A 24,613-nucleotide genomic window follows, 5' to 3' on the forward strand; every position below is an offset into this window, starting at 1 on the left:
TCACAGGATGTAGCCAATGCTATGCAGATAGTCATCGCCGTTAATCAACCGGACGACCTTCTGCGCAATAAGGAAGCTCTCTCCCTGCGGCACCAGGGTGTAGCTCAGGTCAGCAACGTAGTGCTGCTCGTTACCTTTACGGTATTCATAGAGAAACTGGGCGCAGCGGATCTCGACCTGCTCGCTGTCCTGCGCCACCAGACGATGGCGGCCGGTCATGCGAATGGTGCGCGCCCGTGGTGTCGTGGAGATCGACTCGCCGCTGTACAGACGATGGACACGCTTTTCGCGCATCGCGTGGTTGTCATAGGCGTAATTCAGCGCATTGGCGAAATCGGTGGTCTGCTGGTCGACGGGGATGATGTACATCCCCTGCGGCTGCCACAATGTCAGCCATTCGCGAAACTCACCCTGGTCGAGCAGGTCAGCTTCGAGGTTAATAAAGTGGATGGCGGCGGTTAAGGTGGACTGTGCGCTCATTTTTGCCCCCGGCTTTCGGCAGTCATGTACTTTTTCCATTGCTGATAGGCGGCACGCATGCCGGTTTCGGCGCTGACGTCGCTGCGCAAACCGTCGGCGGTGCGGGTCTCTCCCGGCAGGCCGCGGTTGAGCATGATCCACAGATCGTTACCCGCGCCGCCGCCGCGCTGGACGCGCTCCCATGCTTCTGAATCATCCGGCGTGCCAAAGCCCATCGGCCCCTGGAAGTGTTCGTGCATCCGCAGGCGCGCCTGGTTGGCGATCGCCGGGCCATCTTTCATGGTCAGCACCACGTGGTGGATTTCGGTTTCCTGTACCGACACGGGCTGCAGTACGCGGAAGAACGCCATCGAGCAGGCCACGTTGGGGAACAGGTTCAGGTTAAAGCCGCTGCCGCCCACCGCGCGGACGATGCGACGCACCTGCAGCTCTTCATGACCTTCCTCGCGTAGCGCCTGGGCCAGTTCGAGGAAACGGTCCGGCACCGGCGCATCGAGGTTCTTTTCGAGATCAATCAACTCCGGGATCATCACCATCACGCTGTGCCCGTTGCCGAGGTCTTCGACAAAACCTTTGCCGTCGACGAAGTTGAGCATCTCTTCCGTCTGCTTATCGACCGAGCTGAGGAATGATTTATGCACGATGGGGAAGTGGTAGCCGTCGGTGGTATTTTCCAGCTGGATCTTCCAGTTGCCAGGGAAGCGGAAGCGGTGGGCGGTGGTGGCCTGCAGCGCATAGCCCGCCCCCTGTTTCATAAACAGATCCATCCACTTCATGGCCGGGCCGAGGAAATCCGTCAGCGGTTCGATCTCATGGTCGAAGGTGGCGAAGATCATCCCGGCGTAGCTTTCGGTTCGCAGACGCACCATCCCGAGCTGGTCTTTTTCCAGGGTATCGCCGTAGCTTTCCGGATGCGGCACGCCGCGCAGGGCGCCATCGAGGCCGTAGCCCCAGCCGTGATACGGGCAGACGAAGCTGTTGGTTTTTCCGCTGCGGTGTTCGCAGACGGTGGCGGCGCGGTGACGGCAGCGGTTCAGCAGGACGTTGATATTGCCCTTGCGGTCACGCACCACGATGACCGGCTGGGTGCCGACCATCGACGACTTAAAGCTGCCGGTGTCCGGGACTTCGCTTTCGTGCGCCACCCACACCCAGGTGTGGTTAAAAATCTTCTCAATCTCGAGGGCGAAGATATCGCCGGAGGTGTACAGCGAGGTATGCACCCGGTCTGACTGCACCAGGGCGGCTAACGTGGCGGCGCAGTAGCCGCTCTCTATATTTTTAACCGGAATACATTCAGACATTGCTCAATCTCCTGAGGCCCCGTGATGGTTCTGCGGGCGGACTGCCCGCGGAATCATTCCGGAGACTGCGTTGCATTAGGTACGGGTAAATCCGCCTGCGAGTGCCAGTAATCCACCGGGCGACTCAATAAATTGCGGGTGGTGAAATGATCGATCAGCCAGTGGTCGTCGGCTTTTTTAAAGCGGATGACCAGTTCAGCGCTGTTGAGATGCGACCCGCCGGCGCGGAAGGTGGAAACCTGCAACATTTTCCAGCGTCCGATGGCCTCTTTCTCCGCACAAATATCAATATATTCTGACGTTAAATAATGAACGTTAATAGCAAAGTGAGAGGGCTCGCTAATATAGTTGGCCATCATGCTGGCAATGTTTTCGCGTCCGCAATAACGCCCTAATTTCATTTGATATAAACTGCCGATACCTTCCCAGATAGCCGCTTCGCTAAATAAGTCAGCAATTTTATTGGCGATATCCGGATGGGATAAATCGTCGCATAAATGCATATACTGGCTCATCAGATTACGGATCTGGTTGGCGGCTTCGAGTTTATCCAGGCGCTGCAGCAGTTTATCGTTATTCATTTATCAGGCCTGAATAATTAATTCACGCCCGGTACGGGCTTCGACTTTACAATATTTCCACAGGCGGTCCGGACCGCCGCCAACCTGCACGCTGCGGAACAAATTGCAGGCGGCGGTCACGGCGTCAAAATCGCGGGCGTCGGCGAGGACGTAGGTGGTCCACGGCCAGCCGGTAGAGGGCCCGACCATTACCCGGTCGTCATCCATATTGCCGATCACCTGAATACCGTCGGTGTTTTCAATCCCTATCATCATTTCGCCAAACGCGGCCCAGACCTGCTTGCCGACCTCCGGGGTGGCATCGAAAAAGTTCTGATTTACGCCGATACAAAATAGAACACGGATCATCGTCATACTCCTTAAAAGGTTATAAATAGCCGGGCAGCGGCGAGTGGCCGAAGAACATGTTCCCGGCATTGATGTAAGTCAGTTCGCCCATAAAGGCATGCTGAGTGATCACCATCGAATCGCGGGCATAGCGCTGCAGCGGGCTACGCATGGCGACGCCGGGCATACCGGCCAGCTTCAGCGCGCGGGTGGTCACGGAGGAAGAGACGCGGGTGATATGCGTCGAGGACAGCCGCAGGGCGTTGATCATCTCTTCGCCTGGGGTATCACCGCGTAAAATGGTCTGCCAGACGTCGTCGATGGCGTCGTAGAACCAGCAGCGGGCCGAGCGCAGCTCCGCTTCGCAGTGGGCGATTTCCATCTGTGCGAACTGGCGGTCGGCGAGACACGGAGCGCCGGTGACCGAACTCTGGCGCTCGGCGATGGCGTAGATCTCGCTGAGCGCGGCGCGGGCGATACCCAGCGCTACCACCGAGAGTACCTGGGTTGCCAGCGACAGCACCGGGTAGCGGTAAAGCGCGCCGTCCAGATTGAGTTCGCCGCCGCGAATAAAGGTCCACTCTTCGGGGACAAACGCCTCTTTGAGCACTACGTCATGGCTGCCGGTGCCGGCCAGACCGACGGTATTCCATACCGGGTCGATGGTGAAGCGATCGGCGGGAAGCACCGCGATACGCGGCAGCGGGCGGGCAGAGCCGTCATCCGGCAGAATGCCCACGCCGATAAGCTCTGCGCCGGTGCAGCCGCTGGCGAAGCTCCAGCGCCCGCTGACCTGGAATCCGCCGTCCTGGGCGGTGGCTTTTTGCGGAGGGAAAATCCCGCCGGCAAAGACCACATCCGGGCCATGGCGATAAATTTCATCCAGCGTGCTTAAGGGCAGGCCGCCGAGATAGAAAGGGTTCATGCCAAAGCTGGCGACCCATCCGGCGGAGCCGTCGGCGCTGGCGATGGTTTCAATCAGCTGGCAAAATTCGGCGGGTGAAATTTCATCCCCGCCATATTGCGCCGGGACTAATGCACGATAAACGCCAATTTTTTTAAAGCGCGCAATAATATCGCCAGAGATATATCGCTGCTGTTCAAATTCCTCACTGCGCGATTTTAATTCGCCGAGTAATTCGTTTAATTCACTATTTGTTGCGTGCCGGGTCTTTTCCGCACGCAGTGATGCCGACGGGTTTAACATGTGACATTGCCTCTTCCAGTTAAAGAGAGTGAATTATTTTTGTTATTCTTATTAGTTTGCGAGTCTGATTATTTTAACTTTGCCATTAATGCTTCGGCAAAATGGAGTAAATCGAATTCTTTATTTTTCCGCCCGACGATTTGTAAGGCCACCGGGCGTTGATTTATTTCCCCGATGGGAAGCGTCAGCGCCGGATGGCCGCTGAGATTAAACGGCCGCACCAGCCGGGTCAGGTTCACCACGTTTAGCGGGTCGGCGGCTTCGGCCAGCGTCGGCGGGAAGGCCGGCAGGGTCGGCAGTAAAATCACCGGCGTGCGGGCCAGTTGGGCATCAACGGCCTGGCTGAAGATCTGGCGTATATCTTCGGCGGCCCGGCGCTGGGCCGGGCTAATGTCCACCCCCGCGCGGATGCGCACGGCCACATCCTGGGCCAGCAGCGGGGAGTCGACGATGGTGTGAAACGCCTGCCAGTTTTCCTGGCTGATTATCGTCAGGCCGGCCTGATGGGCGTCGGCAAAACCTGGCAGCGAAGTCTGCGCCGCATGGATCCCCGCCTGTGTCAGGCGGGCAAGGATCAACTGTTCAATGTCGGCCGTCGCCAACCCGCAGAGAAAGGCCGTAGCCGGCTGAGCCGGGGCGGCCGGGGCGCGCTCGCCCAGTACGGTTTCCAGCACCGGTCGCAGGGTTGCCACGTCGCGACTGAAGAAACCAACGCAGTCCAGCGAACTGTCGGTGGGCATCACTCCCTGGCGACTCACGCGGCCCCAGGTCGGTTTCAGACCCACCACGCCGCAACAGGCCGCCGGCATACGCACCGAACCGCCGGTGTCGGTGCCAATCGCAAAATCGACCTCGCCCGCGGCGACCACGGTGGCGGAACCGCTCGACGATCCGCCGGGGATCAGCGCCGGATAGTGCGGGTTGACCGGGGTTCCGCTCCAGCGGTTGATGCCGGTGACGCCAAAGGCCAGCTCATGCAGGGTCGTTTTCCCGCGCAGCTGATAGCCGTTATCCAGCAGTTGCTGAACCACCCGGGCGTGGGCTTCAGCCGCCGGCACATTCTGCCGCACCGGGCTGCCGGCCTGGGTAGCGTGGTCGGCGATATCAATGGTGTCTTTGACCGCAAACGTCACTTCTCCGGCGCCCAGCGTAAAGCGCGAGATAAATCCTGAAGGCGCGGATGTCATGTCTGAGCAATGTTCATTAGCCATGGTTCTTTATCCGTTTAACGATACTGAGCGAAGTGATATGGGCATAAAACGTACAGTGTCGAACTTGAGATAATCTTGTCATTAAAACTTGAAAGTTCAAGTAATTTGTAACGTATTTTTCACATCGAATTTGATGATATGAATTTTTTATAAATAAAAAATAATTTTTAATTTATTGTTTTTTATGATTATTATTGGGTGGTTATATTTTAATCTCTTGAGGGTGGTCACAAAAAACAGCGCAAAAATATAAGTTAATAAAATGATAAAAACTGTGCGAAAAACGTAGGGGAAACGGGAAGAACGACAATACCCTTTTTACTATCAAGGTTATTGTCGCGTCGTCAGAAGGGGGAACTAATCGTTGAGGTTGTGGAGCAGCAGGGACAGCACGTGATTCATTTTCTTTTCCTGGGCGGGGGTAATGCCTTTAAATGCCCTGGCGAACACTTTTTTGCTCAGCACCTGGGCCTCGGCGACCTTTGCCTGACCGGCGGGCGTCAGCTCGGCTTCCGTGACGCGGCCATCGCTGGCGCTGATGTGGGTGGTCAGCAGTCCGTCATCGCGCAGGCGTCCCACGATTTTGGTGACGGTGGGCATTTTACTGACGGCATACTCCGTAATACGGGAAATACTGGCCCGGTGATATTGATGAACCAGCATCAGCACCCGGAAACGGGAAAGATCGATATCGATTTTTTTTAATTCTATTTCCATCAACTGCGTATACTTTGCATACACGTTGACCACCCAGAAGAAGGGAAACTCCTCTTTATGGAAGCGGCTCTCGTGGCTGTCGGGGTGTTCAGAGGTGTTATTTTGATCCACAAGCATCTCCTTGCCTGACGACGGTAGAATGGCTGATGGTATGCGTAATTGACGGGTATTGTAAAATGCAATCTACGCCTGCTGAGGTAGGCTCTTAATGGCTAAAAATGATGACAACTCGCATTCTGACGCGTGACTGGCGTCTTCTCTCACTGGGGCTGCCGGTGCTGGCGCTGCTGTGGGCCGGGGTGGCGCTCCATGCGCACTGGGGCGCTTTCCTGCAATGGTGCCTGGCCACCCAAATCACGCTGCACCGCTATCTGGTGATGTATCTTTTGCAGCTCAACAACCATGAGTACAGCGGCGGGCTGTGGCTGCTGGGCGGGGCGTTTCTGTATGGCGCGCTCCACGCGGTAGGCCCCGGGCACGGTAAATTTATCGTCACCACATATCTCAGCACCAACCAGGAGAGCCTGCTGGCGGCGCGGGTGGTGCCGTTTCTCGGCAGCCTGATGCAGGGCGTCAGCGCTATTCTGTTTGTCTTTATTCTGGCGGTGGGGCTGAATCTGGCTTCCGGCGATCTCAGTACCAGCCGCTGGTATGTGGAGAAAATCAGCGCCCTGATGATCGGGGCGTTCGGCGCTTTTGTGATTTATCAAACCCTCAGGGGCCTGCGGCCGCGGAAGATGACCATCCGCGCGGCGACCCCGTTGCACCAGCACGACGACCATTGCGGCTGCGGCCATCATGGCGTCGGGCATGACCTGACTCAGGTTGACTGGAAAACCCGGCTTGGGGTGGTGCTGGCGATTGGCGCCAGGCCCTGCAGCGGGGCGATCATGATCCTGCTGTTTTCCAACGCTCTGGGGATCGTCAGCTGGGGTATTGCCGCAGTGATGACCATGTCGCTGGGGACCGCGTTATCGATCCTCGGCCTGTCGCTGGCGGTCCGCTACGCGCGTGAACGGGCGGTCAGCCTGTTTGCCGGAGACGATGAGCGCCGCCTGACGTGGCTGGTCCCGACGGTAAAAATTATCGGCGGGGTGATCCTGATGTTATTCGCCTGCGTGCTGTTTTTAACGGTGATCCCGATGAGCGCGAACGGCGACTATATCGCCGCCGGTTGCTAGCGCTCTTCCAGCAAACGCATCAACAGCGCCAGCGACTGATCCAGCTGCTGGCGCTGGGCGGTGGTCAGCCCGGCCAGCAGCTGGCGTTCGTTTTCCACATGGGTTTCTACCGCCTCATCGATCCGCTCGCGCCCTTCAGGCGTCAGGGCGACCAGCATGCTTCGCGCATCGTTCGGGTCAGCTAACCGGCTGACAAAGCCTCTTTTCTCCAGCGCTTTCAGACGATGGGTCATGGTGCCGGAGGTGATCATCAGCGTCGAAAAAAGCTGGGTGGGAGAGAGGATAAACGGCGCGCCGGCCCGGCGCAGCGTTGCCAGCATGTCAAACTCCCAGCGCACCAGATCGTGGCGAATAAACGCGACTTCTATTTGCGGTTCCAGCAACATGGCGCAGCGCTTCAGGCGCCCGATCGGCCCCATCGGGCTGCAATCGAGATCCGGGCGCTCCCGTTTCCACTGTTCAAGAATGCGATCTACGGCGTCAGCCGGGCGGGACTTGTCCAATTGTGCTCACTTATCTTGATATCAAGACATTTATCGATACATACTTAAGCCATCAATTTACCTTGAAGTGAAGATAAAATCATGCGCTTTCTCTCGCGATCGCCCGTTGTAGATTTACTGTTAACCGCCCTGGCTCCGGCTATCTGGGGAACGACCTATATTGTGACCTCGCAGTTTTTGCCGCCGGACCGGCCCTTTATCGCGGCGCTGCTGCGGGTGCTGCCGGCAGGCGTGGCGCTGCTGATCTGGTGTCGGCGTTTTCCGCGGCGCGGGGAGTGGTGGAAGCTGATCGTCACCGGGATCCTCAATATTGGCGCGTTTCAGGCGCTGCTGTTTATTGCCGCCTACCGTCTGCCCGGCGGACTGGCCGCGGTGATTGGCGCGATACAGCCGCTGCTGGTGATGCTGCTGGCCTGGTGTGTCGACCGACAGCGTTCGCCGTGGCTGGCGGTGATCGCGGCGTGCAGCGGCATTATCGGCATGGCGCTGTTGCTGCTGTCGCCGGACGTTGTGCTGGATCCGCTGGGGATCCTGGCGGCGTTCGCCGGGGCGGTGAGTATGGCGCTGGGCACCTGGCTGTCGCGGCGTTGGGCGATATCGCTGCCGGTGGTGGCGTTGACGGGCTGGCAACTGCTGATTGGCGGTGTGGTGCTGGCGCCGGTGGCATGGTGGGTGGATCCGCCTTTGCAGCAGGTGACAATGACCCAGGTCGCAGGCTATCTGTGGCTGTGCGTGGCCGGGGCAATGCTGGCTTACGGGCTATGGTTCCGGGGGATTAGCCGTCTGCCTTCGGTTGCGGTATCGGCATTAAGTTTGCTGAGCCCGGTGACGGCGGTCTTGTTAGGCTGGATTTTTCTTGGACAGAAAATTGAGGGGCTGGCGCTGGTGGGGCTGATCGTGGTGCTGGTGAGCGTGCTGACTATCCAGCGCGCGCTAACAAAAAAAGCCCCATAAAGGGGCTCGACATTGCTGCATGGTGCTTGTGCGGCGGGAACCAAACGGGCCGCCTTTCAGCGGCCAGTCTGGCAGTTCCCTCTGCAACCATTCTGTTATTTAGACAGCTCGGCGGTCATATGAACCTGATTACCGGTATACGCTTCGGTAATGTGGTAAGACGCGCCCTGATCTTTAGCGATAGTGGCAATTTTTGCTTCTGCGCTGTCGAGGGTATCTGCAGTGACGCTGACCGGGTGCTGAGCAAAGCTAGCGAAAGAAACCAGGGAGAGCATACCGGCAGCGGCAAGTAATTTTACGTTTTTCATGGTGTGTATCCTTTTAACTTTTTAGGTGGAAAGCGTTGTGCTTTCGATGGGTTTATAATAAGCCTGCTAACTATAACCAGCGTGGCAAAAAGTGCGATTTAGATCACACTTTTGTGCCGGAAGGATGACGGTCAGATGACGTTTGGGATCTTGTCTCTATCGAAAACAATGGCTTAGTTGCCTGTTTGTGAGCCCGGAAAATTAAAAAAAAGTATTGCTGATACCATGATTTTTTGAAGAGTACGGAGAAGACATGCCTGCCAGCCGGGTTAAAAGAGGGCAAATGATACTTCGCTGGCCGACGAAGCATCGGCTGAACCGGAGTATTACAGTGGCGTTATCACTGACAGCAGAAGGACGACACGATGATCGCGGTACTCTTTGAAGCCGATGTCACACCGGCAAAACAGGCGCGTTACCTGGCCCTGGCGGCGGAGCTGAAACCGTTGCTCAGCACCATCGATGGTTTTATCAGCATCGAGCGCTTTCAAAGCCTGACGACGGAGGGGAAAATTCTCTCCCTCTCGTGGTGGCGTGATGAACAGGCGGTGCTGGCCTGGAAACAGAACCTCTGCCACCAGGCGGCCCAGCAGGAGGGCAAGGCAGAAATCTTCGCCGCCTGGCAGATTCGAATTGCGCAGGTTATCCGCGCCTACGGCTCGGCCAGCCGGGAGGAGCACGGTGATGTATGATATTCATGTGATCCTGCCCAATACTCCCGGCCAGCTGGCGAAACTTGGGCAAACGCTGGGGGAACAGGGCGTGGGGCTGGAAGGGGGCGGCGTGTTCACCTGCGGCAATCAATGCCATGCCCATTTTCTGGTGGTTGAAGGCGAACGGGCCAGAACGGTGCTGGAGCAGGCGGGGATCCCGGTCGCGGGCGTTTGCCAGCCGCTCATCCGCAGGTTAAAACAGGAACAACCCGGTGAACTGGGCGCGATAGCGCAGGCGCTGGCTGAGCAGGGAATCAATATCCTGACCCAGTACAGCGATCACGCCAATCGCCTGATTCTGGTCACCGATAACTTTTCACTGGCGCAGGACGTGACGCGTGCCTGGGCCACCACCTGACGAGGCGCTATGTTAAAACCGGCCAACATTATTGCTGATGATGAGTCACTGGCAGAATCCATCACCGCGCTGGCTGCCGCCATGGCCGACGCCTCGCGGATGAAAATGCTCTGTGCCTTAATGGATGGCCGGGCGTGGACCGCCACGGAGCTGTCGACGGTAGCTGAGGTTTCCGCCTCAACCGCCAGCGCCCACCTTAACCGACTGGTCACCAGCCAGCTGCTGGTGTGCCTGGCACAGGGGCGCCACCGCTATTATCGACTGGCGAGCAGTGATGTGGCCGGGCTGCTGGAAAACATGATGGTCATGGCCGGCAAACACGCAACGCAGCTCACCACCCGCACCCCGGTGAATTTGCGCACGGCGCGCACCTGCTACGATCACCTGGCAGGCGAAGTCGCGGTCGGGCTCTATGATTTCCTATTGCGCGAAGCGTGGATCACGCCGGATGGCGAGGCGCTGACGGCGACCGGAGAGGCACAGTTTGCTCGTTTAGGGGTGATCCTGCCAACCGGGCGGCGCCGGGTGTGCTGCGCCTGTCTGGACTGGAGCGAGCGGCGTTTTCACCCCGGAGGCGCCGTGGGGGCCGCATTATTGCGCCATGGTCAGCTCAACGGCTGGTTTGTTGTCACCCCGGGATTTCGCCAGGTGACGATCGCCCCGAAAGGCAAGCAGGCGCTACGCCAGCACTTTCAGTTGCAGCTGTAGGGCGTTATTTGGCGATATTGATGGCTCCCTCAGTTTATTATTCAGAATATTCGCGATAGCCAGCAAATAGCGTTATTTGTCATGATATTCCCTCCTCGATATATATCTATTGCGCCTTTTCCTTTTCAATGTAAATAACTTGTTGTTTGTTTTTAGCTATTGTTAAGTTTTTATCAATAGTCAAAACTTATCGCCTGTGGGATGTAACAAGTTATAAGCAAATGTATATTTGTTGCCGATAAATAGCATTCTTTGACGCCGATAGCATTACCGAACGCCATCAATCGCGTTTGTGTCCTGACGCCTTAAATATTGCGGCTTCCGGTCAGTCGAAGTTTCTATTCACAGTTGCACAAGTGAGCATCGCATAACGCTTCTGACTTTTGTGCAGATTTACTGCTGGTTTTATTGATATAAAACTCACTCTGACAAGGAAATGGCAATGAAAAAGGTTCTTCTCTCTGCAGCAATGGCGACTGCTTTTTTTGGTATGACTGCGGCAAATGCGGCTGATACCAATGTTGGTGGTGGCCAGGTTAATTTCTTCGGTAAAGTGACCGATGTATCCTGCACCGTTTCCGTTAACGGCCAGGGCAGCGATGCTAACGTTTATCTGTCTCCGGTTACCCTGACTGAAGTCAAAGCGGCTGCTGCAGATACCTACCTGAAACCAAAATCTTTCACCATCGACGTCAGCAACTGCCAGTCTGCAAGCGGCGAGAAGCAGGATGATGTCAGCAAACTGGGCGTGAACTGGACCGGCGGTAACCTGCTGGCTGGCGCGGCAGGCAAACAAGTCGGCTACCTGGCGAATACCGAAGCTGCAGGTGCGAAAAACATCCAGCTGGTTCTGTCCACCGATGACAGCAGCACCCTGGCTAAAAAAATCATCCCGGGTGATGCGACTCAGCCGAAAGCTACCGCTGATGATTCCGCAGTCCAGGACGGCGCGCGCTTCACTTACTTCGTCGGTTACGCGACCAATACCCCGGATAGCGTAACTACCGGTGTGGTTAACAGCTACGCGACCTACGAAATTACTTACCAGTAATTTTCGCCAGAAAATAAAACCGTCGGTTGCTCCGGCGGTTTAAAACAATAATAAAGCGGCCATTGCTGCCGCTTATTTTTTTCTTCTGAGGTCAGCATGAAGCATATTGTCCTTTTTTTCTGTTTCATTTTTAGTTTCGCGGCTCATGCCAACAATATTATCGTCAACGGCACCCGCTTTATTTATCCAGGAAATGAAAAAGAAATAACGGTGCAGCTTTCTAATACCGCCGACCGTCCGGCCCTGGCGCAAGCCTGGCTGGATAACGGTAATGCCGACGCGACGCCGGATACCATTACCACGCCATTTATTATTACCCCGCCGATTTCTCGCGTTGACGCGAAAAGCGGCCAGACCTTACGCATTAAGCTGGGTAGCGCTGCCGGGCTGGCACAGAATAAAGAGACGCTGTGGTGGCTGAATCTGCTCGAGATACCGCCGGTGGTCGCCAATCAGAAAAATGAAGGCGAGAACATCCTCCAGCTGGCGATCCGTTCGCGCTTTAAGTTTATCTATCGTCCTGTCGGACTGGGCAACCGCGACGCCGCGCCGGAGCAGCTGACGCTGACCGCCAATGGCAGCAGCCTGGCAGTTAACAACCCGACGCCGTTTTATCTCACCATCAGCCGTATTTCCCGTGAGGGCGGCAAAGCCCTGAACAGCAAAACGGTGATGCTGGCGCCGCAGTCAAGCCAGACCGTAGCACTCTCTGGCGCCGTGAACCGCGGCGAGACCCTGACGCTCAACAATATCAATGACTATGGCGCAGATGTGGCGGTGAAAGTCGCGGTTAAATAAGGGATTCGATCATGACGCAGAGGTCTATCTGCCCGGGAAGATTAAGCACGGCGATCGCGATGGCGCTGTTCTGCTTCCCGCCATTTTCCAGCGGACAGGAAAACCCGGGAACGGTATACCAGTTTAATGATGGTTTTATCGTTGGCAGCCGGGAAAAGGTCGATCTGTCTCGCTTCTCCGCCAGTGCCATCACGGAAGGGACCTATTCGCTCGATGTTTACACCAATAACGAGTGGAAGGGGCGCTACGATCTCAACGTCACCCGTGACAAAGAGGGTAACCTCGGGATCTGCTACACCCGCGAGATGCTCGAGCGTTACGGCATTTCGGCAGAAAAACTCAACCCGCAACTGAGCAAGCAGGCAGGCTTCTGTGGCCGTCTGCAGGCGTGGTATGACGACGCTTCCGTTAAAGACAATCTGATTCAGTCCGCTCTGCGGCTGGAGATTACCATTCCGCAGATCTTCCAGGATCAGCGTCTGAAAAACTTTGTCAGCCCGGAATTCTGGGACAAGGGCATTGCCGCGCTGAATCTTGGCTGGATGGCGAATACCTGGACCAGCCACACCTCGGCGGCTAACGGCTCGGATAACAGCAGCGCCTATCTTGGCATCAATGCCGGTCTGTCCTGGGACGGCTGGCTGTTCAAGCATATCGGCAACCTCAACTGGCAGCAGCAGCAGGGGAAAGCGCACTGGAACAGTAACCAGACCTACCTCCAACGGCCGATCCCGCAGATTAATTCAATCGTCAGCGGCGGGCAGATTTTCACGAACGGGGAATTCTTCGACACCATTGGCCTGCGTGGGGTAAATCTGGCGACCGATGACAATATGTTCCCGGACGGCATGCGCTCCTACGCCCCGGAAATCCGCGGCGTGGCGCAAAGCAACGCGCTGGTGACGGTGCGCCAGGGCAACAATATTATTTATCAGACCTCGGTACCGCCGGGGCCGTTTACGTTGCAGGATGTCTACCCTTCCGGCTACGGCAGCGATCTTGACGTTACCGTCAAAGAGGCCGATGGCTCGGTGCAGGTCTTCAGCGTCCCTTACGCCTCGGTCGCGCAGCTGCTGCGCCCGGGCATGACCCGCTATGCGCTGTCGGCCGGTAAGGTCGATGATAATTCGCTGCGAAACAAACCGATGCTGTATCAGGCCACCTGGCAGCATGGTCTGAGCAACCTGTTTACCGGCTATACCGGCGTGACCGGCTTTGATGATTATCAGGCGTTTCTGCTGGGGACCGGGATGAATACCGGTATCGGTGCATTGTCGCTGGATGTCACCCAGTCGCGGTTGAAGAGCGACACTCTGGATGAGAAAGGGCAGAGCTATCGCGCCACCTTCAACCGGATGTTCACCGAAACCCAGACCAGTATCGTGCTGGCGGCCTATCGCTACTCCACCAAAGGCTATTACAACCTCAGCGACGCGCTGTACACCATCGATCAAGAGAAGAACCGTAACCGCAACTACACCCTGTGGCGGCAGAAGAACGGCATGACCTTTACCGTGAACCAGAACCTGCCGGACGGCTGGGGCGGTTTTTATCTTAGCGGCAGCGTCTCTGATTACTGGAACCGCTCGGGAACCGAGAAGCAGTATCAGCTCAACTACAACAATACGTACGGGCGTCTTTCGTGGTCCGTCGGGGCGCAGCGCGTCTATACGCCGGATAACAGCGGGCATCGTCGCGACGACCGCGTCTCGCTGAACTTCAGCTACCCGTTATGGTTCGGCGAGAACCGTACCGCCAACCTGACCTCGAATACCTCGTTCAACAATTCGCGCTTTGGCAGCTCGCAGATTGGCATTAACGGCGCGCTGGATCGCGAAAATAACCTCAACTACGGCATCTCCACCACCACCGCGACCGGGGGGCAGCATGATGTGGCCCTGAACGGCAGCTACCGCACGCCGTGGACCACCCTCAACGGCAGCTACAGCCAGGGCGAAGGCTACCGCCAGAGTGGGCTTGGGGCTAGCGGGACATTGATAGCCCATCGTCATGGCGTGGTGTTCTCGCCGGAAAGTGGCAACACCATGGCGTTGATTGAAGCGAAAGATGCCGCCGGCGCCATGTTGCCGGGATCGCCAGGTACCCGCGTCGATAGCAATGGTTACGCCATTTTGCCGTATCTGCGTCCGTACCGGATTAACTCGGTCGAGATCGATCCGAAAGGTAGCCAGGATGATATCGCCTTTGAGCGTACCGTGGCGCAGGTTGTTCCGTGGGAAGGCAGCGTGGTGAAGGTGTCATTCGCGACCTCGGTGCAGAACAGCATCACCCTTCAGGCACGACAGGCGAATCATCAACCGCTGCCGTTTGCCGCCACTATTCTTGACCCGTCAGGGAAGGACATTGGCGTGGTAGGTCAGGGCAGCATGATGTTTATCAACGATGCCAGCGTGCAGCGCGTCACGGTGAAGTGGAACGACGGGCAATGTTCGGTCGATCTGGGTCAGGCAAAAACAAAGGAAACGGTATGTCGCTGAGTAAACGACTGATCATGGCGGCTGGCCTGCTGGCCCTGGGGACATCCACGGTGTGGGCGGACTGCTCGCGCCGTTCGGCCAGCACGGTAAAGTTTGATATGACCCTGGGACGGGTGGTGGTGTCGCCGGACCTGCCGGTCGGGGCGGTTATCGTTAAACAGGACTGGACCATGCCGGGCGGCAATGGCGTCAGCTACTACTGCACCAATAACAACACCTTCCGGGCCGACATTGTGGCTGCTGGCGTGCACGATCTGGGAAACAAGGTCTACTCCACCAACGTGCCGGGGATCGGCATGCGCTTTAGCCGTGGCGGCTCGACGGTGAATATTGTTTATCCCGGTAGCTACACGTCCAACGGGGGACGGGGGACGAACTATACGCTGGAAGGCTCGCGTTTCACCCTCGAACTTATCAAGACCGCCGCCGTCACCGGCAGCGGAACCCTGGCCGCGGGGAAATACACCTCGTATGACTGGGAAAGAGGCAACAATCCGATCCTGGAAACCTACCTGAGCGCCAACGCGATCACCATCGTCTCTCCCTCCTGTACGGTGGTGGGCGGTAAGAATATGAACGTTCCGGTAGGCACCATTAAACGTAGCGACCTCAAAGGGGTCGGCACCACCGCCGGTGGGCGGGATTTCAATATTGAACTGCAGTGCAGCGGCGGGTTAAGCGACACGGGATTTGCCAATATTCAGACGTCGTTCTCCGGCACGCTGGCGACCAGCACCACCCTCAAACAAGGGGCATTGCTCAATGAAAAAAGCGGTAGCTCAGCCGCGAAAGGGGTCGGCATTCAGGTGCTGCGGGACGGGGTTCCGCTGGAATTTAATAAAAAGTACAGCATCGGCTCTCTACGTAATCAGGAGACGCGTTACTTTACGCAAGCCTATCATGCGCGCTTTTACCAGTATCTGCCGACAACCAGTACCGGCGAGGTGGAGTCGCATATGATCTTTAACCTGACATACGATTAATTCGGGAGGTCGGCATGAAGGATTATGGATGGGGTACCCGTAGCAAACGACGTCTGAGACTGGCGGTGGCAGGCAGCATGATTGTCACCTCGTCGGTCTACGGTTTTATGCCGGAATATGATAACGGGCGAGTCGATTTTGCCGGGAAGGTGACGGATATCTCCTGCAGCGTGGCGCTCAACGGCGGCCATAATGCCGGCAGCGGCAACGTCTGGCTGGCGCCGGTGAGTCTGGCGGAAGTCCACGCGCGTGGTGCCGGAGCATTGATGAAACCGCAGCCTTTCACGCTTGAGCTATCGAACTGTCAGCTGCGTCATGACGGTGGCGCGGCGGACAGTCATGAGATCCGCTCGGTGAATGTGCGCTGGGTCGATGGATTTATGCTGACGGCGGTGGCGAACGAAAACGCCGGCTATCTGGCGAATACCTTGCCGGACGGGGCGCGAAATATCTATCTGGCGCTGTCGACCAATGACAATAATACCCTCGATAAGAGCAATAAAATTGTGCCCGCCGACCCGCAGCAAAACCGGGTATCGATGGTAGAAAAATCGGTCAATGGTGGGGTATTTACTTATTATATTGGCTACGTGTCGCCGACGCCGTTGCAGGCAACCAGCGGCCCGATTACCAGCTGGGCCACCTGGGAATTAGTGTATAACTGAGGGTGTGCGTTTTTCGCCAGTAAAAATACCGGAGGGTTCCGGTATTTTTACTGAGTAATATTTTCCTGAACCAGTTGTTCAATACTGACTTCTTTCCAGTAATGCCCCTGAACGGCAAACCATTCCATTCCCTGCAGCCAGTTTTTATGCGCTTCACTTTCCACGCCTTCAATAATGACGTTATGGTTATTACGTGAAAGGAAGGTTACCAGCGCATCCATTAGCGGGCGTCCGGACTCTTTTTTCATTAAATGCCAGAAGAAGTCTTTATCAATTTTGACATAATCAAAATGATATCCTCGAATAGCATTAATACCGGCATAGCCAGAGCCAAAATCATCGAGCCATAAGGTGGAGGCGGGGGAGGATTGCCAGTTGGCAAGTGCATCGTTAAGCAAGCTGTTGGCGTTTTCAGTCACCTCAAAATGCACACAGCCCAGGCGTTTTATATAGGCGTCTATTTCAGGATGATGGAGAATGCTGAGGATGTGGTCGTCGACATTGATTGTCGCCGAAATGCCATTATCAATAAACCATGCTTTGTGCTTTTCAATTAATGCTAATTGCTCCATAAAAATACTTTCGCGCAGCGCGGCATTGGCATGGCGAAAGAAAAATTCCGGCGCGACCGGCATGGTATCGAAACGACTTAAGCACTCTACGGCAACCAGGGTATCTTGTGGCGAGAACATTTTTTGAAAGACATAACGTACGGCGATATCACTACGAGACAAATTGTTATCTGAAAATAGGGTGGCTGTCATTTTTTCGCGCCAGGAAGTTACACATGGTTGTTGCAGGGTGTAATGATTATAGGTGACCTTGTTGTAGTTGGGAATAATTATTAAATGTAACTTCTCAATTAATTATTTGGTTTTGATTGGTATCTACTTGTTTTTATGCTGAAGGAGGAGAATACCTTTTTTAGCATTGATACAGGTTGACTATTTTTTGGTTCATCATCCGCGAATTATCCATACCCAGCTTTTTCATGATATGCCTTTTATGGCTGTGTACCGTTTTATGGTCGATGTCCAGCAGGGTGGCGATGCGTTTGTTGTTATGACAGCTCATCGTCAGCTCAAGAACCTGTAGCTCTCTGGCGGAGAGTTTCTTCTGCGCCGGGGCCTGGCGCCCGTTGCGCGGCGTGCTGGTGGCAAGGTAAAAATCACCAAGCGTTGATTTTTCGTTGAGTATCAATACATTATCTATACCGATCAGCTCCAGACACAGGTCGGCAATGTCACTTTTCACCACTAAAATCAGCCGGGAGCAGTTCAGGAGATACCCGCGCAGCATATTCAGTCGCGACATCGTTTCGCCAGCCGATATGTCCTGATGGATGACATTAATGATGACGATGCCGGCGAAAGGCATCCCTGCCTTTTGCGCAATATCCTGATAACGAAATACTGATATATTTTTATTGTTATCAATCATATAGCGATGTATCGATTGTCCGATGAGATTATCATCAGTGTACAGCGATATCCTGTCCAAAAGCTCAGACTCTCTTTTTACGCTTGGCTTCCAGAATCAAATCCAGCAGCATTTTCTCTATTCTGGTTTTGTCATCATGATGGCGGAATTTAAACTGGCAGGAAACCTGATGGTAGCTCTCCTGGTCTACGCAACCATCGTCGAGGGTGACCTCAATGACATTTTTGATGACTAAATCGATAGTGATTTCGCCGTATTCTGCTAATGACAGAATTGAATTTTTCAACACCGACTGATGGCCCAGAAATTTTAAGTTGGGGTTTTTCGCCATCAACGCGCAGCCGCCATCTGATATGTCTTTAATTTCGAAAGTATAGTTCTCACCATTTTTATGTCGGCCACGACAAAAGAAATCATAGTGGTGATGCAGACGAAAGCGCGGGTCGCGTCGGCGTTGAATCACCTGAAGACAGTCAGGGAGGCTAAATGAGAACTTATTACCCTGTTGGTGCTCGCTGCCATAATTTTCCAGCAGCGTTGAGTTGAATTCAATCTTGCCTGAATCGCTATGCAGAATGAATTTATATCTGTTCCCCGGAGGGATTTTGCTATGCGTGACGATATGGAACTCGGCAAAATCAACCCGCGTGAGTTGAGTCATGATGCTTTTGTTATTGAGGAAGATTTCTATCTCGGACTGCTTTCTGAGTTCTTCCCTGAAAATAGCAATGATCTCATACCTGCTGGTTTTTATTGTTCCCTCAGTCATTTAGATTCCTTGTTGATTTTTATTGTGTGTAGTTAATTTTTTGTATGGCAATGCCAACATTCTGATTGTATTAACCAGATGTTTTTCTGAGCATTTGATGTTATTAGCTATCTTTGTAGCTGGATTGATTTGTATAAACGTCGAATCAGATATTGTTTTTCCTGTAATCAAGAGTTCAAAAAAATCTGGAAGGCAAAAACGACAGAAGTCCCCATAAAGGAGACTCGTCTAAAAAGTATATTTCACTGCTATGTATGAGGTTATTGGTTACGGAATAGTGCAAACAACTACCTGCTTATTCTATACCCTAAATAATTCGAGTTACAGCAAGGCGACGACGCAGGAAATCCCCGGGAGCTTACTGAAGTAAGTGACTGGGGTGAGCGAGAAAAGCCAACGTACATGTAACTTGAAGTATGAAGGGTATATATAGTGCCAGCACTGTTGGGCTTATTCCAGGCAAATAATGGCAGGGCGCGGCAACCGGTGCGAAAAGCCTTCGCGCCGGTTGCCAACGACCGTCAGGCCTGCAAGTGATCTAACGTTGCGATGGCCTCGGGCGGAAGGGTCAGTGCGCCAGCGGCGAGGTTTTCCTGCAAATGCTGAAGCGAGGAGGTGCCTGGGATCAGCAGAATATTGGGCGAGCGTTGCAGCAGCCAGGCGAGCGCTACCTGCATCGGCGTTGCCTCCAGCGCGGCGGCCACATCGTTCAGCTCCTGCGCCTGCAGGGGGCTAAATCCGCCCAGCGGGAAGAAGGGGACGTAGGCAATATTCTGTGCGGCAAGCAGGTCGATCAACGCATCATCACCGCGGTTGGCGACGTTGTACTGGTTCTGCACGCAGACGATGGGCGTCAGCTTTTGCGCGTCGGCCACCTGCTGTGCGGTAACGTTGCTGAGGCCAATGTGGCGGATAAGCCCGCGTTCTTTAAGCTCGAGCAGGGTGGTCAGCGGTCCTTCGAGCGACCCTTCAACCGGTCCGTGGGCGCTGAGCATGCTGCGCAGGTTCACGACCTCCAGCACCTCGAGACCCAGGTTACGCAGGTTATCTTCCACCGCTTGCGTCAGCTCTTCCGGGGATGTTGCCGGGAGCCAGTTCCCTTGTTCATCGCGACGGGCGCTGACTTTGGTCACGATGCAGAGATCGTCGGTGTAAGGGTGCAGGGCCTGTCGAATCAGCTGGTTGGTCACGTGCGGGCCGTAGAAATCGGAGGTGTCAATATGGTTGACTCCGGCCTCCGCCGCCGCCTGCAGCACCCGGATGGCGCCTTCCGGGTCGGCCGGCGGGCCAAAGACGCCAGGGCCGGCCAGTTGCATGGCGCCATACCCCAGACGATAAACCTGACGATGACCTAATGTGCCGCTTCCGGATTGTTTTACGCTGGACATGGATTTTCCCCGATGATGAGCAAAGCCTAAGAGGCTGTCCCATTAGGCTATTTGGCATAGGCTCTAAGTGTAAGTCAGAGGGGAAACTTGTTGCGACAGGAATGTTGACAGAACGTGCGGTGGCGGTGGGAACCGCCGCCGCAGAGGGGAGCTTAGCTGAAGAACATCACGGAAACGCACATCAGTCCGACCACCAGGGTAATGAAGTTACCCACAGAGCGGTACGGCTTCAGGGCCGGAATAATGTAGGTCGACAGCGTTGGCATGATGAACAGAATCATGGCGATCAACGGACCGCTGATGGCGTAGATCATCGAGATGGCATTCGGGTTGATAAAGCAGACCACGAAGGTCAGCGCCGAGACCAGCAGAATCGAGATCGCACGGTTAAATGCACGGCTTTTGCGCACGCCTACCTGACCCAGCGTCGTTTTCACGATTTCGCTGGCGCCTTCAATCACCCCAAAGTAGGTGCCCAGGAACGATTTGGACATGGCGACCACGGCGACCACAATTCCGGTCACCGCCAGCCATGCCGGAGAACCAGGCATCATTGAGAGGGCCGAGAGGATCGTCACCCCTTCATTTCGCGCATTTTCAATATAGGAGGCCGGAATGGCCAGCAGGCAGCTAAAGACAAAAAACAGTACGCTGGCGCAGATGATCGTGTAGGCCACCTTCATGATTTTTTTGCATTTACCCATGGCCTGCTCGCCGTATTTCTCCTGCTGATCGATAGCAAAAGTCGAAATGATAGGCGTATGGCTAAAAGCGAAAACCATCACGGGAATCGAGATCCAGATCTGGTGGAACGTGTGCGAGGTCAGCTGCATCTGGCTGGTGAGATGGTCTGGCTGCCAGTCGCGGATCAGATAGACGGACAGGAACAGGAAGCAGGCAATCAACGGGAACACCAGAAAACCCATCACTTTAATGGTGATGTGGCGACCCATCAAAAAGATCAGATTCAGCACCATCACCACGCCGAGACTCAACAGCGCGCGAACGCCTGGGGTGATCGGCATATGCCGGCCCAGCTGCTCCGCCAGCGAGTTGGTAATGGCGACCGCGTAAATCAATACCACCACAAAGAAGGCGAGAAAATAGAGCGCGGTGATCAGGTTCCCCACTTTCTTGCCGTAGTAGTGATTGACCGCACCGGTGATCCCGAGGCCGGGGGCGGCTTTCGCGGAGAGGATGAACTGACTCAGGGCTTTATGCGGCCAGTAGGTTAACGGCCAGGCGACGAGGGCAGTAATGAACAGGACAATGGCGCCCGCGGATCCTAGCTGGATCGGCAAAAACAGGGTACCAGCGCCTACGGCAGTGCCATATAAGGCAAAACTCCAAAGAGTTTCTTCTTTTGACCAAATTTTAGACATCGTGTGAATTTATCAACCGTAAAACCAAAAAAAAGGAGTGTAATTTACCACAACAATGGATGAGCCGTGGCGATAGTTTAGGATGACAAATAAGCGCGGCGATCGCCGGGTGGCCTCCCGGCGTCGCGCATCGATTAGCTGCGGGCCAGCATTCGCTGCTGGCGATATTTCAGGACCCGCTCGCGCAAGGTATCCCACAGCCAGTTAAACAGCATGGTGTAGGGCAGGAAGAACAACATAAAGCCAATTTCCAGCATAAATGCCTGGATCAACGACACGCCGAGGACCAATGCCACGGCGGTGACCCCAATAATAATGAAACCGCTCTCAAAGCCGATGGCGTGCAGCGCGCGAACTCTCAGGGTGCGGACCACCCGGGAAACGGGCCACAGGCGATCGAACACGGCGTTATAAATCAGGTTCCAGATCATCGCCAGGGTGGCGAGCAGAATGCTCAGCCCGCCCATCTCGACGACCGAGCGCTGCATTAGCCAGGCGGCGGTTGGCGCGAGGATCAGCGTGGCGAGCCCTTCAAAGCTGACCGCATGGATAACGCGTTCTGTCAGCGTTTTACGCTGAAACGTATTCTGTTGCATGGTGTATGACCTCCGAAAAACCGTTATTCCGATCGTTCTCCTCAGGGAGGAGAAATCTGTTGTCAGAATTTATGCCGCATTTTATGGATAATTGTGATAAACAAAAGATAGGTTCCATCGATAAAGTAGATAGTTCATGCGCTACTCACCTGAAGCTCTGACCGCCTTTGTGGAAGCGGTCGCCTGCGGTTCGTTTTCTGCCGCCGCCCGCCGCTTGCGGAAAAGCCAGTCCACCATCAGCACCGCGATTGCGAATCTCGAAACCGACCTCGGGGTGGAACTGTTTGACCGTTCCACCCGGCAGCCCACGCTCACTCCGCAGGGCGAGCAGGTGCTGAGCTACGTCAAAGCGATTCTGGCGGCCAGCGAACGCCTGGATGAGCTGGCTGTTTCGCTCTCGGATGAGACCGAGGCGCGCCTCACCTTCGTGCTTTCCGACACCCTGCACCCGGACGTGCTGGAAGACCTGCTGCAGCAGTTCGACCGGCGTTTCCCCCATACCGAGTTTGAGTGCCTGATTGGGGAAGATGAGGATGTGATTGACCTGCTGCAAAAGGAGCGCGCGCAGGTCGGGTTAATCGAGGCCAGAGAACGCTATCCGACGGAGATCGGCAGCACCCGCCTGCCGTTGCAAACCGCGATGGCTATCTACGTTGCGCCGACGCATCCGCTGGCCCGCCAGGAACGGGTGATTTGGGATGAGCTACACAGCTGGCGCGAGCTCCGTCTCAGTACTTTCCTCGGTAACCCGGCGGAACCGGCAAAGGGGCAGGTATGGTCCGCCCCCAACTATCTATTGCTGCTCAGTATGACGGTGCAGGGGCTGGGGTGGTGCATTTTACCCTGCGCGCTGGTGGAGGAGTTTGCCGGTTCTGGCGGGCTGGTGGCGCTGAACATTCCTGGCTGGCCGCGGGCTATCTCCGTGGATTTATTATGGAATAAGCGGGCGCCGCCGGGAAAAGCCGGGAGCTGGCTGCGCCAGCATTTACAGCACCAGGAGCGCTAAGTCAGTCGCAATTCTTTGTGATTTACCTCACTTTTTTTAAACAATTGCGAAATTTTTTGATAACAATTCTCTACTATGTTGCTGTTTCTTTGCGCAGAGGCAGGGCAGAGGTAGAGGATGAAAGATGTCGTTATCGTCGGTGCGTTGCGGACCCCCATCGGTTGTTTTCAGGGGACCTTAGCACGTCACTCGGCGGTGGAGCTGGGGAGTCTGGTGGTGAAAGCGCTGGTGGAGCGGGCCGGTATCGACCCCCACAGCGTGGATGAGGTGATCCTCGGACAAGTATTAACGGCTGGCACCGGGCAAAACCCGGCGCGGCAGTCGGCCATTCGCGGCGGGCTTCCGAATACCGTTTCCGCCATCACGATTAACGATGTCTGCGGATCCGGGCTGAAGGCGCTGCATCTGGCGACCCAGGCGATCCAGTGCGGCGAAGCCGATGTGGTGATTGCCGGTGGCCAGGAAAATATGAGCCGGGCGCCGCATGTCCTCACCGATAGCCGTACCGGTGCGCAACTGGGTAACAGTCAGCTGATTGACAGCCTGGTGCATGACGGCCTGTGGGATGCCTTCAACGATTACCATATGGGCGTGACCGCGGAAAACCTGGCGCGGGAATATGGCATCAGCCGCGAGCTTCAGGATGCCTGGGCCCTCAGTTCCCAGCATAAAGCCCGGCGGGCGATTGATTCGGGGCGTTTTCGCGATGAGATCGTGCCGGTGAGCACCGAACTGAATGGCGCCCCGCGGATGGTCGATACCGACGAGCAACCGCGGGTGGATGCCAGCGCAGAGGGGCTGGCGAGCTTGTTGCCGACCTTCGACCGTCTGGGATCGGTGACCGCCGGTAACGCCTCGAGCATCAATGATGGGGCGGCGGCGGTGATGATGATGAGCGAGAGCAAAGCGCAGGAGCTTGGCCTGCCGATCCTCGCGCGGATCCGCGCATTTGCCAGCGTTGGGGTCGATCCGGCGCTGATGGGCATTGCGCCGGTGCATGCGACGCGCCGCTGTCTGGAAAGAGCCGGATGGCGCCTGGATGAGGTCGATCTCATCGAAGCGAACGAAGCCTTTGCGGCGCAGGCGATTTCGGTGGGAAGGGTACTGGAGTGGGATGAGCGTCGGGTCAATGTCAACGGCGGCGCAATTGCGCTGGGCCATCCGATTGGCGCTTCTGGCTGTCGTATCCTGGTGTCGCTGGTGCACGAGATGATTAAGCGCGATGCCCGCAAAGGTCTGGCGACGCTGTGTATCGGCGGCGGGCAGGGCGTGGCGCTGGCGGTAGAACGCGAATAAGTTCTTTCTTTAACGATTATTTATCAAGCCTCCGGTCGGAGGCTTTTTTTATTCCTGTTTTTTGCAAATTACCACCGTGAAAACGTCCCGCCGGGGCGTTTTTTGGTGAGCTTTGTCACGTCTTCTTGTGCCATGTTTTTTGAAACAAATAATTACGATCTCGATCACTAAAACATGAGTGTATAAAAA

General features: G+C 55.5%; 27 protein-coding genes. 12 read left to right on the top strand and 15 right to left on the bottom strand.

The features are described from left to right. The 7 genes from EDF82_RS16550 to EDF82_RS16580 form a co-directional block, all read right to left on the bottom strand. Positions 1-480 (bottom strand): aromatic-ring-hydroxylating dioxygenase subunit beta, encoded by a 480-nt coding sequence (locus EDF82_RS16550; RefSeq protein WP_123756612.1) that lies wholly within the window; start codon positions 478-480, stop codon positions 1-3. Next, positions 477-1,784 carry a Rieske 2Fe-2S domain-containing protein gene (locus tag EDF82_RS16555; RefSeq protein ID WP_123756613.1) on the bottom strand — a complete coding sequence of 436 codons (1,308 nt, stop codon included), beginning with the start codon at positions 1,782-1,784 and terminating at the stop codon, positions 477-479. Before EDF82_RS16555 ends, EDF82_RS16550 begins: the two co-directional genes overlap by 4 nt. Positions 1,785-1,837: 53 nt before the next feature. Beyond that, positions 1,838-2,365 carry a nuclear transport factor 2 family protein gene (locus tag EDF82_RS16560; protein ID WP_123756614.1) on the bottom strand — a complete coding sequence of 176 codons (528 nt, stop codon included), beginning with the start codon at positions 2,363-2,365 and terminating at the stop codon, positions 1,838-1,840. Between the two features lie 3 nt (positions 2,366-2,368). Beyond that, positions 2,369-2,713, bottom strand: a complete 345-nt coding sequence (locus EDF82_RS16565; RefSeq protein ID WP_123756615.1) for an IacB protein — start codon at positions 2,711-2,713, stop codon at positions 2,369-2,371. 19 nt (positions 2,714-2,732) lie between these two features. Beyond that, complete coding sequence (locus EDF82_RS16570) at positions 2,733-3,899, bottom strand: acyl-CoA dehydrogenase family protein (protein ID WP_123756616.1); 1,167 nt, start codon at positions 3,897-3,899, stop codon at positions 2,733-2,735. Positions 3,900-3,967: 68 nt separating this feature from the next. Then, positions 3,968-5,110, bottom strand: a complete 1,143-nt coding sequence (locus EDF82_RS16575) for an amidase (protein ID WP_123756617.1) — start codon at positions 5,108-5,110, stop codon at positions 3,968-3,970. Positions 5,111-5,467: 357 nt separating this feature from the next. Next, positions 5,468-5,938 (bottom strand): MarR family winged helix-turn-helix transcriptional regulator, encoded by a 471-nt coding sequence (locus tag EDF82_RS16580; RefSeq protein ID WP_123756941.1) that lies wholly within the window; start codon positions 5,936-5,938, stop codon positions 5,468-5,470. A gap of 110 nt (positions 5,939-6,048) precedes the next feature. On the opposite strand from EDF82_RS16580, the gene EDF82_RS16585 reads away from it, so the two are divergent. Then, a complete protein-coding gene (locus tag EDF82_RS16585; protein WP_123756618.1) occupies positions 6,049-7,008 on the top strand; it encodes a nickel/cobalt transporter in 960 nt (319 codons plus the stop codon). On the opposite strand, the gene EDF82_RS16590 is transcribed toward EDF82_RS16585, so the two are convergent. Beyond that, positions 7,005-7,511, bottom strand: a complete 507-nt coding sequence (locus tag EDF82_RS16590; protein ID WP_123756619.1) for a MarR family winged helix-turn-helix transcriptional regulator — start codon at positions 7,509-7,511, stop codon at positions 7,005-7,007. The genes EDF82_RS16585 and EDF82_RS16590 overlap by 4 nt on opposite strands. Before the next feature lie 81 nt (positions 7,512-7,592). Here EDF82_RS16590 and EDF82_RS16595 point away from each other — a divergent pair, with 81 nt between their 5' ends. Beyond that, positions 7,593-8,465, top strand: a complete 873-nt coding sequence (locus tag EDF82_RS16595) for an EamA family transporter (protein ID WP_123756620.1) — start codon at positions 7,593-7,595, stop codon at positions 8,463-8,465. 95 nt (positions 8,466-8,560) lie between these two features. Here EDF82_RS16595 and EDF82_RS16600 read toward each other — a convergent pair whose 3' ends face one another. Continuing rightward, complete coding sequence (locus EDF82_RS16600; RefSeq protein ID WP_015585822.1) at positions 8,561-8,773, bottom strand: YdgH/BhsA/McbA-like domain containing protein; 213 nt, start codon at positions 8,771-8,773, stop codon at positions 8,561-8,563. Between the two features lie 365 nt (positions 8,774-9,138). Here EDF82_RS16600 and EDF82_RS16605 point away from each other — a divergent pair, with 365 nt between their 5' ends. The 8 genes from EDF82_RS16605 to EDF82_RS16640 all read left to right on the top strand — a co-directional run bounded on the left by EDF82_RS16605 (position 9,139) and on the right by EDF82_RS16640 (position 16,547). Then, on the top strand, positions 9,139-9,465 hold the full coding sequence (locus EDF82_RS16605) for an antibiotic biosynthesis monooxygenase (protein WP_123756621.1): 327 nt from the start codon (positions 9,139-9,141) through the stop codon (positions 9,463-9,465). Then, on the top strand, positions 9,458-9,844 hold the full coding sequence (locus EDF82_RS16610) for an amino acid-binding protein (protein WP_123756622.1): 387 nt from the start codon (positions 9,458-9,460) through the stop codon (positions 9,842-9,844). The genes EDF82_RS16605 and EDF82_RS16610 overlap by 8 nt, the downstream gene beginning before the upstream one ends. A 9-nt stretch (positions 9,845-9,853) precedes the next feature. Next, positions 9,854-10,552, top strand: a complete 699-nt coding sequence (locus EDF82_RS16615; RefSeq protein ID WP_123756623.1) for a helix-turn-helix transcriptional regulator — start codon at positions 9,854-9,856, stop codon at positions 10,550-10,552. A gap of 442 nt (positions 10,553-10,994) precedes the next feature. Continuing rightward, the gene (locus EDF82_RS16620) at positions 10,995-11,603 is read left to right on the top strand and encodes a fimbrial protein (RefSeq protein ID WP_123756624.1); all 609 of its coding nucleotides are present in this window, start codon (positions 10,995-10,997) and stop codon (positions 11,601-11,603) included. 96 nt (positions 11,604-11,699) lie between these two features. Continuing rightward, the gene (locus EDF82_RS16625) at positions 11,700-12,401 is read left to right on the top strand and encodes a molecular chaperone (RefSeq protein ID WP_123756625.1); all 702 of its coding nucleotides are present in this window, start codon (positions 11,700-11,702) and stop codon (positions 12,399-12,401) included. 11 nt (positions 12,402-12,412) lie between these two features. Further along, positions 12,413-14,899 (top strand): fimbria/pilus outer membrane usher protein, encoded by a 2,487-nt coding sequence (locus EDF82_RS16630; RefSeq protein WP_123756626.1) that lies wholly within the window; start codon positions 12,413-12,415, stop codon positions 14,897-14,899. After that, positions 14,890-15,882, top strand: coding sequence for a fimbrial protein (locus EDF82_RS16635; protein ID WP_123756627.1), 993 nt, complete (start codon positions 14,890-14,892; stop codon positions 15,880-15,882). Before EDF82_RS16630 ends, EDF82_RS16635 begins: the two co-directional genes overlap by 10 nt. 77 nt (positions 15,883-15,959) lie before the next feature. Continuing rightward, complete coding sequence (locus tag EDF82_RS16640; RefSeq protein WP_227540144.1) at positions 15,960-16,547, top strand: fimbrial protein; 588 nt, start codon at positions 15,960-15,962, stop codon at positions 16,545-16,547. A 47-nt stretch (positions 16,548-16,594) separates the two neighbouring features. Here EDF82_RS16640 and EDF82_RS16645 read toward each other — a convergent pair whose 3' ends face one another. From EDF82_RS16645 to EDF82_RS16675, 6 genes are all read right to left on the bottom strand, one after another. Beyond that, positions 16,595-17,311, bottom strand: coding sequence for an EAL domain-containing protein (locus EDF82_RS16645; RefSeq protein WP_123756629.1), 717 nt, complete (start codon positions 17,309-17,311; stop codon positions 16,595-16,597). Between the two features lie 160 nt (positions 17,312-17,471). Beyond that, positions 17,472-18,047: a helix-turn-helix transcriptional regulator gene (locus EDF82_RS16650; protein WP_123756630.1), complete on the bottom strand. Its 576-nt coding sequence runs from the start codon at positions 18,045-18,047 to the stop codon at positions 17,472-17,474. A gap of 4 nt (positions 18,048-18,051) precedes the next feature. After that, on the bottom strand, positions 18,052-18,756 hold the full coding sequence (locus EDF82_RS16655) for a flagellar brake protein (RefSeq protein WP_123756631.1): 705 nt from the start codon (positions 18,754-18,756) through the stop codon (positions 18,052-18,054). Between the two features lie 521 nt (positions 18,757-19,277). Next, positions 19,278-20,144 carry an aldo/keto reductase family oxidoreductase gene (locus EDF82_RS16665; protein WP_123756632.1) on the bottom strand — a complete coding sequence of 289 codons (867 nt, stop codon included), beginning with the start codon at positions 20,142-20,144 and terminating at the stop codon, positions 19,278-19,280. A gap of 152 nt (positions 20,145-20,296) precedes the next feature. Then, positions 20,297-21,526 carry an amino acid permease gene (locus tag EDF82_RS16670; protein WP_123756633.1) on the bottom strand — a complete coding sequence of 410 codons (1,230 nt, stop codon included), beginning with the start codon at positions 21,524-21,526 and terminating at the stop codon, positions 20,297-20,299. Between the two features lie 134 nt (positions 21,527-21,660). After that, complete coding sequence (locus EDF82_RS16675; protein WP_123756634.1) at positions 21,661-22,122, bottom strand: multidrug/biocide efflux PACE transporter; 462 nt, start codon at positions 22,120-22,122, stop codon at positions 21,661-21,663. A 136-nt stretch (positions 22,123-22,258) separates the two neighbouring features. Here EDF82_RS16675 and EDF82_RS16680 point away from each other — a divergent pair, with 136 nt between their 5' ends. Further along, complete coding sequence (locus tag EDF82_RS16680; protein WP_123756635.1) at positions 22,259-23,128, top strand: LysR family transcriptional regulator; 870 nt, start codon at positions 22,259-22,261, stop codon at positions 23,126-23,128. A gap of 117 nt (positions 23,129-23,245) precedes the next feature. Then, on the top strand, positions 23,246-24,424 hold the full coding sequence (locus EDF82_RS16685) for an acetyl-CoA C-acetyltransferase (protein WP_123756636.1): 1,179 nt from the start codon (positions 23,246-23,248) through the stop codon (positions 24,422-24,424). Positions 24,425-24,613: the final 189 nt, after the last annotated feature.

The organism is Klebsiella sp. BIGb0399, assembly GCF_003752615.1.
GTDB classification, from domain to species: domain Bacteria; phylum Pseudomonadota; class Gammaproteobacteria; order Enterobacterales; family Enterobacteriaceae; genus Klebsiella; species Klebsiella lignicola.